This window comes from Miniphocaeibacter sp. (genome assembly GCF_049276255.1).
GTDB lineage: Bacteria > Bacillota > Clostridia > Tissierellales > Peptoniphilaceae > Miniphocaeibacter.
This window is the reverse complement of record NZ_JBASWB010000079.1, coordinates 63,055-75,115: the sequence shown is the minus strand read 5'-3', so window position 1 is coordinate 75,115 and position 12,061 is coordinate 63,055. Positions and strand designations below refer to the sequence as shown.

Sequence of the window (12,061 nt, the reverse complement as noted above, 5' to 3'; positions counted from 1 at the left end):
TTCAGCTAGATTTTCTTCATAAACTCCAGTACTACTGTTCATTGCTTTTTTTATAGCAGATACTATTTTATTTTTATTAAATTCTACAATATTTCCATCTCTTTTAATTACATTCATTTTATCACCCATAAATATTTTAACAGATCTACAATATATGGCAACCACTATATGTAGGCATACTATATATAGTAGCGAATAATATTCATAAATATTTTTTACCCTTTCCCTAAACCTACGAATTCTAATTAATATACTTAAAAAATATTCATTAATTATACATTTGGAATTGTGGTTTATAATTTTTATTTAATTTAAAGAAAAAATTCACTACATATTGTAGTGAACTTTTAATTAAATATAGAGAATTTATAATTTTTTTCTTTAAAATATTCTATAACTTTAGGTAGTGTTTCAATTGTTAATCCCTTACTTTTTCCATCATGCATTAAAACAACTGCCACATCTTTGACTATTGCTTCCTCCATAGAACTATCTATTTTAGCAATTATTCCCTCTGCTGTTGCCGGTCTTCTAGCAGAAGGCTCTGCGTCTCCATTGAGTACATTCCAATCAACCCAAGTTACTCCTGCATCAGCCATAAGTTTATCGGCTTCTTCCAAATTCTTCCATGACATATGCCCACCTGGATATCTCCAAGTAGAAGATTTAAAATCCTCTCCTAAATATTTTTTTAAAGCTGCTTGTGTTTGATTCATTTCTTCTAATATGGCACTAGCATTACCTGATTTACTTGGGTATAATTTTTTATAATCATGGGTAAAACTATGCATTCCTATTCCATTTTTTTCATCTACAATTCTTTTTAAAACATCTGAAGATTCATCTTTAATATTTTTCCCTTGTAAAAAGAATGTGCCATTTACTTCATTTTCTTTTAATATATCCAATATTTTACCAGTAGATTCATTAAAAGGTCCATCATCAAAAGTTAAAAATACTAGTTTTTCCCCAGTATATTCCTCTTTTCCTGATATAATTCTCTGTATTTGCCCTGCAGAATAAATATTATTCGGCCTTTTTATTTCTTCCTTTTTCACTTCTTCCTTTTTTGTTATATTCTTTTCTAAATTTTTAGTATATTTTTTATTTTCAAATCCTAATATAACAAATAGAACGATTACGAAGAAAATTGAAATTACTCCAAATATATTTTTAATATTTTTTAGTTTTTCTTTCATAATTCCCCCTATTTATATATTAGCTATTAACTAATATATCTATTGCTGTTTTTAATTGAACATCTGTATCCAAGTGTTCAATTCCATATTCTGTCGTATTGTCTGGCATTTCCACCTCTCTGTCAGGCTTAACACCTATCTCATTAATTTTTCTATCCTTAGGAGTAAAGTATTCTTGAATTGTAATTTTTAATGCTCCCTCATCATTAACACCAAAAGTTTTTAATGGAGCTAAAGTTTGAACTAATCCTTTACCATAAGTTGTTGTTCCTACTATAGTAGCTTTACCATAATCTTGAATTGCACCAGCTAGTATTTCAGAAGCTGAAGCTGAGTTATTATTTACAAGTACTACCATAGGTAAATTTTCTTCCTTGGAATCCGATTCAGAAATATCCTCATTTCCATTTTTATCAATTGTTTTTACAATAGGTCCTTCAGGTAGTAGGAAATCTGCAATTTCAACACAGGCTTCTTTTAAGCCACCTGGATTATTTCTTAAATCCAATATAATTCCCTTTACCTTATCATCCTTTAAAGAATTAAAGGCTTCCTCAAATTCATCATAGGTTTTTTCACCAAATTGACTAATTAATATATAACCTAAATTATCTATTTTAGAATATTCAACTGTTTTTAATTCTACAATATCTATGGTAATTTTTATTTCTAAATCTTCATAATTACCATCTTCTGTCAATCTTTTAATTCCTATTGTAACCTTGTCTCCTGGTTTTCCCTTCATAATTGCCATAGCGTCATTTAATTGATCTCCTGTAAATGTTTCACCATTTACTTGAGCTATAATATCTCCTGGCTGAATACCTGAATTAAATGCAGGGGAACCCTTTATTGGAGAAATAACCTTGATTAAATTATCGTCAGTTACAGTAATATACACACCAATTCCAGAATATTCACCACTAGAACTCTCTACTAATTTTTCATATTCTTCCTCTGTCATATATTCTGTGTAAGGATCACCTAATCCGTTAAAAAATCCTTTATAGGTTGATGTTTTTAAATCCTCATCCTTTATATCAAATAAATAATACTCATCTATAATATCTTTAAAACTATCTAAGTTAGAAAAAATATCATACTCTTCTTTATCAATTACTACCTTTTCACCATTATCTATAGCTATTTTGTTTCCTAAATAAAATGAACCTGATAATAGTGCTATTAAAACAACTGTTGATAAAGATATTTTTAACCATTTTTTCATCTTTCACCTCAATAATATAATACCATATAAATATATACCTAAAAAATAGTATTGCAATCAAATCTCAATATTTTTTATTATTTAGTTATTATATTACAAATATAATTAAATATACAATTTATTTTTATTTTACACAAAAAGAGTTTAACTTATATGAAAAAAGTTAAACTCTCTCTTCTATTTTTTATCTTTTTTAATTTGAATTCTTAAGGCCTCTATTGCTGTTTTTATAGCTAGGTCCACATCTTCAACTACTTTATTTTCCAAACCTTCTTTTACACGTTCCTGATTATTAATGCATAAAAATATTGCAGCTGCTCTTTTTCTTCTATAGCTTGAAACAATAAAGAGTGTTGACGCTTCCATTTCTGAAGCCAAACATCCTGCCTTTTTCCAAGCTTCCCACTTATTTTCCAAACCATAGGACACTGGTTTATTATGAGGACTATGTTGACCATAAAAAGAATCCTTGCTTTGAACTACTCCTACATGAAATGAATTATTATTTACTTTACAAGCTTCAACTAATGAATTTGTTAAATCAAAATCTGACACAGCTGGATATTCAAGGGGAGTATATTCCTTTGATGTACCATCCATTCTTATAGCACCTGTAGCAACAACTAAATCTCCTGATTTTACAGCTAAATCCATGCCACCACATGTTCCTACTCTAATAAAAGTATCTGCTCCTATATTACATAGTTCCTCAACTGCAATGGCAGTTGAAGGACCTCCTATTCCAGTGGAAGTAACAGAAACTTTTTCTCCATCTAAAAATCCTGTATATGTTACAAATTCTCTCTTATCTGCTACTAGTTTTGGATTGTCAAAATAATCTGCTATTAATTTACACCTTTTAGGATCTCCAGGTAATAAAACGTATTTACCAACATCTCCCTTTTCTAAGTCAATATGAAATTGTCTATCTGTTAAAAGTTTTTCTTTCATAATATCTCCTATTGAAATAATCTATATAAATTATATGCATTTTTATTAGATATAGAGTTACCTCCACCTAATATATAGTATTCCTCTATGATTTTCCCTGAAAAATATGAATTTACACTTTCAGGTATACTATTAGTTGGCAATATTTGAATTTGTGCTTTTAAGCTACCAGCAACAGGTCCTACAGATAAAGCATCTGCTATATTAATTCCATTTGCACAAAATACTGTATTACTATCTTCATGGTATATTTTATTAACTTCTACACCTGTTGCATATCTATCACTTCCACTAATTCGACTTACAGTAACTCCTATGTTTTTCAATTCCCTTACTACATTACTGCCTACGGTATTTTCTCCACCAATTATTGTAACATTACTGATATTTTCATTTTTAATATAATTTTTTATTTGAGATGGAAGTTTATTTGCATCGGTAAACAAAACAGGTATTCCGTCTCGACTGGAAACAGATACTATATTAATTGAATCCGCCTCTATATATCCATTAACTAAAAATATACTGTTGGTTTTCTCTGTTTGTCTAACTCTTTTTGCTATTTCTATAGACGTGTCTACTCTTGTGCTACCGCTTATTCTCTCTACATTGTTAGTATAATTTTTTAAATTTCTTTCTACTTTAGAAGAAACTGCATTGTTCCCACCAATTACAACTATTTTACTTGGCGATAATGATTTTAAAGTACTATCTAAGTTTGCGCTAATTGAATCCTTGTCTGTTAATAGTAAAGGTCCGTTATTGGCTTTAGTTAATGAACCCATACTTAGACCATCTGCATATAAATTTCCATTGGTTATATAAACTGTATCTGTTTGGCTATAAAAATTATTTGCTATTTCTGTAGCAGTAACATTTCTATTTGAACCAGCTATTCTCTTAATATTTGAATAACTTGAGTAGTTATATGCTAATTCAACAGCCTCTAATGCATTTACTAAACCATAGCCATAGGTCATATTAGGAGAAACTGAATTTCTACTATCTGTTAAAGGCTTTGCTGTAACAGATATGATATTTTTCACTTCTGATGTTGTCAATGTCATATTAGCCTCAAGCAACAACGCTATAATTCCTGAAACATTTGGTGCTGCTATTGAAGTTCCAGTCCAATAGGAATATATATCTCCTGGTTCACTTGTATAAACTCCTATTCCTGGAGCTACTACTTCTGGCTTAATAATATTTTTACTATTATCTAAATTCGAAGGACCCTTTTTGGAAAAATAGCCTATTATATTTCCTTCATCAACTGCTCCTACTGAAATAACATCTAAACTAGACGCCGGATATTCTATAGAGCCAGCTTTAGTTTCTCCATTCTGATTATTTCCTGAAGCAAATACCGGTGTTATACCTGCTGCAATCCATGATGCTAGCATTTTATCGAACCATCTACTATTTGTATTTTCACCCCAAGAGTTATTAATAATGTCTGGAGCCATATCAGCTCTACCACCAGGAGCCAAAAACCATTCTGCCGCTTTTAAAATATCTGAATTCTTAGTTCTTTTTCCTTGAAAAGCCCTTGCTGCTATCCACTGTGCTTCAGGTGCAACTCCTACGGTTTTTCCAACAGCAACTCCTGCTATAGCTGTACCATGTCCTGACATTTCTCCATCTTCTGGATATTCACTTCTGTTATATACATCATACCAGCTATATTCAACTCCGTCTGTATTTCCTCTCCAATTGTCATATAACTCCTTATGTTTATAATCTACTCCACTATCTAAAAACCCAATAACTACTCCTGAGCCTTTTAAATTATATTTATTATATACATCGTCTATTTTTGTATTTTTAAAATTCCATCTATTGTTAGATGCAAGCTCTGATTCATCAAAAAGATTATTTTCAGTATTTAATTTAGCCTCTTTATTTTCTTCAATATATAAAACATTTTCGTTTTTTGCTAACTCTCCTATAGTTTTTCCATTACCTACAATATGTAAAGTATTGGTTATATAAAAACTTTCATATTCTTTTACATTCTTATTTTTAATATTTTCTTCTAAAAAATCAATAATTTCTTTTTGTGATTTCTCTGCATTGTTTTCTATTTCATCAATATACTGTTTCCTATCAGATATATTTTTCTCCTTACTGTCTTTTAAATTTACAACAGTTTTTATTTCTTCTGTATTTTTAACATCTACCAATACATCTACTACTTCATTATTATTTATTTTATCTACAAGACTATTTTCTATTTTATTTTCTTCTGCATAGCTAGTATTAATATTAAGCGACGTTAATAAAATAGCAACTAATAATACCCTACTTAATAACTTTTTCATTTTAATCTCCTAAATATATTTTACTTAAGGTTTTCACATTTCCTTCACTGTCTTCTATAATATTGTACATTACCTTATTGCCGTTTTCTTCTAATAACTCTGTGGATTTTGACTTAATTTCTTCTCCATACCTTGTTTCTTTTTTATAGGTTAATTGAATTTTATCTATTTTTTTATATCCGTTAAAGGTTTCTAAAATCCAATCAATATATTTTGCATTATTAACATGTTTATTTGTATCTATATCGGATTTACGAATTCTAAAATCCATTTCAGTTGTAAATTCTAAATCTTTATTAAAATCAAATTCCCCATTAATAACTTCCAGACTTTCATCTTTACCATAGAGATTAATTAATTCATCAGGTACTCTTACTGGCATTTTTCTATTTTTATTTAATAACAACCACTTGGATTTTGCTTGAACAAAAACATTTCCTTCTTCATCAAATATAGTAAAGTTTCTATAGGCATAGAATTTTTTAGCTCCTGCTGACACTGTTTCTATTATTATTTCATCTCCCATTTTTGGCCTTTTAATAAAATCAATATCCCATTGGTATATAACCCAAAAATAATCATCAAAATCATGGTTGTTTTTCATTACGATATTTGTTTGTTCTATGGAGGTTTCAATCATATATTGAACTAAGGATTGATAACTTGCCTCTCCATTTTCATTACAATTAAAACTATATATTTTATAATTTTCTGAATGGTACATATTTTTATTTAAATTTTTCATACTTATCCCCTAAAAAAGTTTTCTTAACTGTTAATAGTTCTCTTAAAACTAAATTGTCTAAAATATTTCTTAACTGATCTATTGTATATACTAAGCCTGTATCATCTTGAATTTCTTTAGTTAAATCATAAAAGTCATTACTGGATATAGGTAAATAATTATCTATTACTTCCATAATATCATCATTATCTGTTTTTAGTCTATTTTCTAATTCTATAAATGGATTTTCTTTATGTGGCGTTATTGTATGGGCCGCCCTTATTCTTACATACATAGTTCTTCCAATAGCCGATTCCGATAAAAAAACATCTCCAGTTTTTAAATAAGGAAGTCTTTTAGTCTGTTCAATACTTAAGTCCGTTTCTTCCTTAATTGTTTGTATGTCATTTGCTCTTGTTGTTCTAAAAATAAATTTAGTATTAAGTTGTGCTGTAATTGTACTATCTAAAAGAGAAGGTCTTTGTGTTGCTAAAATTAAAAATACTCCATATTTTCTACCTTCTTGAGCAATTTCCCGTAAAATATACTTTGATGGCGATTCTGAAGCACCATCTTTAGATTGGGGAGCAAAATTATGTGCCTCATCAGTAATAATAAAAAATGGTGGGAAATAATCCTCTTCACTATTATTTATTATAGCATCCTTGTAATTTCTTCTTTTTTCATAAACTGAATTTATTAAAAAGGTTGAAAACACTTGAATTATTTTTATACTTCCCTGTATTACCACTAATTTATTAGATTTTAAAGCTTCCTCTGCATTAATTGAGTTATGTTCAAATATTCCTAGTTTTTTTAATCTATCAAATCTCCATGATACACCTGCTACAGATGATGGTGGTGACTTGTCGTTTAATTTTTCATAGGTAGCTAAAACCTTGTTTAAATATTTTTTCTCCTCTGTATTATCAGTAGCTTCTATTTCCTTTTTTATATTTAAAGATGAGCCTAACTCCTGGCCCTTTTTTAATCTTTCAAGTCTTTGTTCAAAAGTTAATAAACTGTCTTGGGGTTTATGTAAATTATCAACTACATTTTCCATAGCTTCAGATAACCTTGAAGAAGTTTGAAGTAAATTCTTTAAATCTCTACTGGATATTTTTTTAAAATCTATTCCAATGTTTTCACCAATTGTAAACTTTGAAAATAAATTTGTATAATCCCTTCCATAGTCGGATTTTAGTTTTTCTGAAAAATCCATTTCATAATGGGGATCCAATACTAAAGTTGGTATATTTTTATTCATTAACTCCTCTAATACAACCCTTAAACCAAAGGATTTACCAGAGCCGGAGCCTCCAAATATTCCTACATGAGGATACTCATGCATATCATAAAGATTTAATATATAGGGTACTTCCTTTTGTTTAATTAACTTTTTGTTTTCCAAGGTTAATGATAAGTCCACAAACTCTTCATCTATATTTTCATAAATATCATCTGTATTTCTAATTACACCAATATTTAATCCCTTATTTAAATCCGTTGAAATAAAGTATTTCTTTACTTCTTTAAATTTAGGAACCCGACAATTTGATCCAGTTTCTATAGGATAATTTGCTTCTTCCAATAATCTAATTTTACCTAAATAAATTGTTCCATCTTCCAGATTAAAGCCTAATACACTTAGGTTTTTTATTAAATTATTATCTATAACTTCCCCATCATTTGCCATGGGAATATATCTATTATAGGTATGAACTTCAACAACTTCTCCTAAAATATCTCCTTGGTCTACATCTTCAATTATTAAAAATTCATTTATTCTAAATTTTCTTGAATTTGAACCAATATATGCTTCCTGTTGATCTGTCATACCAATTATTTTAATATCCATTAAAAACTCCTTTTAAATCTTTGGGCATTAAATAACTTTTCATAAAATTCTACATCTATATAATTCTTTATTAATTGTTTAATTAAATCATTTGTAATTCTTGCTTGTACATCAGCAATATCCAATATAAAAGGAATCCCTCTACTATTTATATCGGTTATTGATGCAATTAATGACAAACTAAGTTCCAAATAAGCTTCTTGTTCTTCTAAAATATCTACCGCTATAGCCGATGGAGCTTTACTACTTCTAAAGAAAGTCGACCTAAAACCAAAACTGTCCTTACCTTTTTTTTGTTTGTTTAAATATAATGCTTCTAAATAATTTAAAGCATCAAAAATAAATTCCCTATCATATATTGCAACAGTAGTATCATTTTCACCCTTTATCTTATATATATTATCATAGATTATAGATGTTTTAATATCTTCAACTACACCTATTAAAATAATATTATTTTCAATTACTAAATCTTTTAACCTAGTCCATAACTCTTCAGCCAATATTCTATACCGTATTAAGGAACCATCCATAATTATAATTTTAGGACTTTTTTTCACAGCTTCTATTGCAACTTTTAATTCTGTTTGTGCTAATTTTCTATCTATTATTTTTTTCTCTTCGTAAATACTTCCCTTATCTATTAAAGGACAGTATAAGTCCGCTATTTCTATATTTTCATTTTCCCTAAGTCCTAAACTAGCTACAGCCTTAAACATCTGAATATAATGGGGAAAGGCCCCACCATATTTATTCGTAGAGCCATCTACTGCAACAACTCCACCAGCCTTTTTTATGTTTTTTAACTCATCAGTTAAAAGGGAATTTATATTCATGAAACTTCCTACTTTTCCAAGTAAATTTCTTTTTTCTTCTCTGTTATATTTGTTTACTGAATAATATTTTTCTATTAAAAAACCATTTAATTTCTTTAATTCCTCAATTAATTTTTCTTCCAAAAAAATCACCTATAATTCTAAACTTATTTTGTAGACCTCATTTTTATTTAAGCCATATTTACTTACAACAACCTTAACTGATTCCTTTTTCGACAAACCATTGTTTATTTCTTTTAATAAGAGTTCCCTAATATCCAATAATTCTTCCTTTATTTCAGCCTTATCTAAAACTATAACAAATTCACCCTTAATATTGTCCTTGTTTTGAAAAATATTATAGACTTCATTACAAGTACCGGAAATTTTTTCTTCATAGATTTTAGTTAATTCCCTACAAACAACAACCTTTCTATTAGGATATAATTCTGCAAGTTTTTTTAAAGTACTCTTTATTCTATGTACCGATTCATAGATTATAGATGTCATATATAAATTATCTAATTTTTCATAAAAATCCTTTATATTTTTCTTTTCCCTAGGAACAAAACCTAAAAAAGCAAATTTGTCATTATCCAGTCCAGATGAAACTAAGGCAGTAATACTTGCTGTAGCGCCAGGTAAAACCTCATAGTCTAAATTATTTTCAATAAAATACTTTATAATAGTATGTCCCGGGTCCGATATTCCAGGCATTCCTGCATCACTAACAATAGCAATGCTAAGTCCATCGTGTATTTCATTTGCAATTTCTTCAGTTCTTAATTTTTCATTATGTTCATGATAGGATTTTAAATCGTTTTTTATATTATAGTGGTTTAATAGCTTTATTGTATTTCTTGTATCTTCACAGTAAATAATATCTACTTCTTTTAATACCTCTAAAGCTCTTAAGGTTATATCTTTTAAGTTTCCAATAGGTGTTGGAACTATGTATAGTTTATTGTCCATAATAAATCCTCTTTATTCTATCTGTATATTCATTTTCGTCATTGTAAATAATTAATGGTTTTTCAAAAACAAAGTCACTACGACCATTTTTAACAAATTTAAGTAAAATCATCTTTGGTTCCTCTGTTTTTCTTGAAATTACAGGAACTATTTTTTTTGGTTCCATCTTATATTTTCTACCATAGTATAAAATATCTACAAGTCTTCTTGGTCTATTAATCATATATAAAATTCCATTGGATTTTAACTTTAACTTTGCGAACTTAAAAATATCTTCCAGTGTTAAATATACCTCATATCTAGAAATAAATTGATTCATATCATTATTTTTTATACCATGATTAAGCTTATAATAGGGTGGATTCGTAACTATTACATCTAGTGAATCATTTTTTATTAAATTATAGCAATTGTTTATATCTTCATTAATTGGATTAATACAATCTTGTAATTTATTTAACTTTATATTTTCAGATAAAATTTCAAAATTATCTTTTTGAATCTCTACACAAGCTATGTTTTTTGGTGAATATAAATAATTCATTCTTAAAGATATTATTCCCGTTCCTCCACCAATTTCTAAAACCCTACTATTTTTCTTAGTTTTAGCAAAATCAGATAATAAAATTGCATCAATTCCAAATGAAAATTTTTCACTGTCAGTATATATTTTATAATTAGTACCAGGTATATAATTTAATTTCATAATTTCTCCTATTTTATTTAACCCTATCTTATTATTATATTATATATAGTGGAAAAACTAAAAATAAACTTAATAAAAAATTTTATAAAAAAAGCACCTATAGGTTAGTTCTAAATCTAACTTTTTAGGCACTCTTTCTTTCTAAAATCCTTGTCTATATTGTGAATATATAATTCTAAGTTTATTCCTTCTTTTCTGTCAAAATTATTTCTTTCTGACTCAAGTATCGAATTATAAATAAAGTCTGCAGCAATTCTTGTTGCGTCTATTAATTTTACATTTTTTAATACATATCCTAATACTATTGCAGAAAAAATATCCCCTGTTCCCGGATAATTTACAGAAATTTTTTCATAAGGTATTTTAAAGTACTCTTTATATATATGATCATAGCCAGCAATATAATATTTCCCATTACTTGCTTTTACACTTGTTATAACAACAGATTTACTACCTTGTTCTCGGATACCATCTACTAAATCCTTTAATTCTGTTTTAGTATCAACAAAAACCCTATTAAATCTATTTTCCAACAATAAATATGCTTCAGTAATATTAGGAATAGTTAAATCTGCATTTGCAATTAATTCTCTCATAATGGATATTCGATCTTTATCTATTCCATTGTACAATTGACCATTATCCGCCATAATTGGATCAACCATAACAAGAGGATTGTACTCTTTATTCATGTAAATAACCTTTTCAATAATATCTATTTGTTTTTCATTTAAAACAAAACCTGTTGAAATGCTATTAACATTAAAATTAAGTTTTTTCCAAACCTCAATACATTCTTCCATATAATCTGTAGTGTCTAAAATAGCAAACTCTCCATAGTCTAAGGTATTTGAAACTAAAGCCGTTGGAAGATTTAGCACTCCATATCCCATATGGTATAGAATTGGTGTCATAGCTGATAAAGCTACTCTACTATATCCTGGTCTATCATTTATTAAAACAATATTATTCTTACTCATTTTATCTCCAAATATATTAATAAAAATGGAGCCATTAAAGGCTCCACTTTCCCCTATTTAAATATATTATACCCTATATATTTTATTCAGCTTCAATTGAATCAGTTGGGCATACAGCTGCACATGATCCACAATCAGTACATAAGTCTGGATCTATTGAATAGATATCTCCCTCTTCAATTGCATCAACTGGACACTCTGGTAAACATGATCCACAAGCTATACAACTATCATTTATATGATAAGCCATTATAAATACCCCCTTTAATTATTAGATATCTTAATATCTAAAAACATTATGCCATAT

Annotated in this window: 12 protein-coding genes; all 12 read right to left on the bottom strand. The window is 28.2% G+C overall.

Annotated elements, in window-relative coordinates:
• Positions 1-117, bottom strand: a 117-nt coding sequence (locus WAO56_RS10980) for an ATP cone domain-containing protein (RefSeq protein WP_422142970.1), incomplete at its 3' end; no start/stop codon positions are given.
• Positions 118-347: 230 nt separating this feature from the next.
• Positions 348-1,199: a polysaccharide deacetylase family protein gene (locus tag WAO56_RS10975; protein WP_422142968.1), complete on the bottom strand. Its 852-nt coding sequence runs from the start codon at positions 1,197-1,199 to the stop codon at positions 348-350.
• 19 nt (positions 1,200-1,218) lie between these two features.
• Positions 1,219-2,427, bottom strand: a complete 1,209-nt coding sequence (locus WAO56_RS10970) for a S41 family peptidase (RefSeq protein WP_422142967.1) — start codon at positions 2,425-2,427, stop codon at positions 1,219-1,221.
• Positions 2,428-2,604: 177 nt separating this feature from the next.
• Positions 2,605-3,378 carry a uridine phosphorylase gene (gene udp / locus WAO56_RS10965; protein WP_422142966.1) on the bottom strand — a complete coding sequence of 258 codons (774 nt, stop codon included), beginning with the start codon at positions 3,376-3,378 and terminating at the stop codon, positions 2,605-2,607.
• An 8-nt stretch (positions 3,379-3,386) separates the two neighbouring features.
• Positions 3,387-5,699, bottom strand: a complete 2,313-nt coding sequence (locus WAO56_RS10960; RefSeq protein ID WP_422142965.1) for a S8 family serine peptidase — start codon at positions 5,697-5,699, stop codon at positions 3,387-3,389.
• A 1-nt stretch (position 5,700) separates the two neighbouring features.
• Positions 5,701-6,444: an acyl-[acyl-carrier-protein] thioesterase gene (locus tag WAO56_RS10955; protein ID WP_422142964.1), complete on the bottom strand. Its 744-nt coding sequence runs from the start codon at positions 6,442-6,444 to the stop codon at positions 5,701-5,703.
• A complete protein-coding gene (locus WAO56_RS10950) occupies positions 6,428-8,281 on the bottom strand; it encodes an ATP-binding protein (protein ID WP_422142963.1) in 1,854 nt (617 codons plus the stop codon). The genes WAO56_RS10955 and WAO56_RS10950 overlap by 17 nt, the downstream gene beginning before the upstream one ends.
• A complete protein-coding gene (locus WAO56_RS10945) occupies positions 8,281-9,240 on the bottom strand; it encodes a DNA double-strand break repair nuclease NurA (protein ID WP_422142962.1) in 960 nt (319 codons plus the stop codon). Before WAO56_RS10945 ends, WAO56_RS10950 begins: the two co-directional genes overlap by 1 nt.
• Positions 9,241-9,249: 9 nt before the next feature.
• Positions 9,250-10,068 (bottom strand): 16S rRNA (cytidine(1402)-2'-O)-methyltransferase, encoded by an 819-nt coding sequence (gene rsmI, locus WAO56_RS10940; RefSeq protein WP_422142961.1) that lies wholly within the window; start codon positions 10,066-10,068, stop codon positions 9,250-9,252.
• Positions 10,058-10,774 carry a tRNA1(Val) (adenine(37)-N6)-methyltransferase gene (locus WAO56_RS10935; protein WP_422142960.1) on the bottom strand — a complete coding sequence of 239 codons (717 nt, stop codon included), beginning with the start codon at positions 10,772-10,774 and terminating at the stop codon, positions 10,058-10,060. Before WAO56_RS10935 ends, rsmI begins: the two co-directional genes overlap by 11 nt.
• A gap of 116 nt (positions 10,775-10,890) precedes the next feature.
• Positions 10,891-11,754: a pyridoxamine kinase gene (locus WAO56_RS10930; RefSeq protein WP_422142959.1), complete on the bottom strand. Its 864-nt coding sequence runs from the start codon at positions 11,752-11,754 to the stop codon at positions 10,891-10,893.
• Positions 11,755-11,836: 82 nt separating this feature from the next.
• A complete protein-coding gene (locus WAO56_RS10925; protein ID WP_243660369.1) occupies positions 11,837-12,004 on the bottom strand; it encodes a DUF362 domain-containing protein in 168 nt (55 codons plus the stop codon).
• Positions 12,005-12,061 lie beyond the last annotated feature (57 nt).

Bases quoted from the DNA above. Each gene is read 5' to 3' on its own strand.
- WAO56_RS10935 (WP_422142960.1), bottom strand. From the start codon at position 10,774: ATGAAATTAAATTATATACCTGGTACTAATTATAAAATATATACTGAC.
- WAO56_RS10955 (WP_422142964.1), bottom strand. From the start codon at position 6,444: ATGAAAAATTTAAATAAAAATATGTACCATTCAGAAAATTATAAAATA.
- WAO56_RS10925 (WP_243660369.1), bottom strand. From the start codon at position 12,004: ATGGCTTATCATATAAATGATAGTTGTATAGCTTGTGGATCATGTTTA.
- WAO56_RS10975 (WP_422142968.1), bottom strand. From the start codon at position 1,199: ATGAAAGAAAAACTAAAAAATATTAAAAATATATTTGGAGTAATTTCA.
- udp (WP_422142966.1), bottom strand. From the start codon at position 3,378: ATGAAAGAAAAACTTTTAACAGATAGACAATTTCATATTGACTTAGAA.
- WAO56_RS10960 (WP_422142965.1), bottom strand. From the start codon at position 5,699: ATGAAAAAGTTATTAAGTAGGGTATTATTAGTTGCTATTTTATTAACG.
- WAO56_RS10930 (WP_422142959.1), bottom strand. From the start codon at position 11,754: ATGAGTAAGAATAATATTGTTTTAATAAATGATAGACCAGGATATAGT.
- WAO56_RS10970 (WP_422142967.1), bottom strand. From the start codon at position 2,427: ATGAAAAAATGGTTAAAAATATCTTTATCAACAGTTGTTTTAATAGCA.
- rsmI (WP_422142961.1), bottom strand. From the start codon at position 10,068: ATGGACAATAAACTATACATAGTTCCAACACCTATTGGAAACTTAAAA.
- WAO56_RS10950 (WP_422142963.1), bottom strand. From the start codon at position 8,281: ATGGATATTAAAATAATTGGTATGACAGATCAACAGGAAGCATATATT.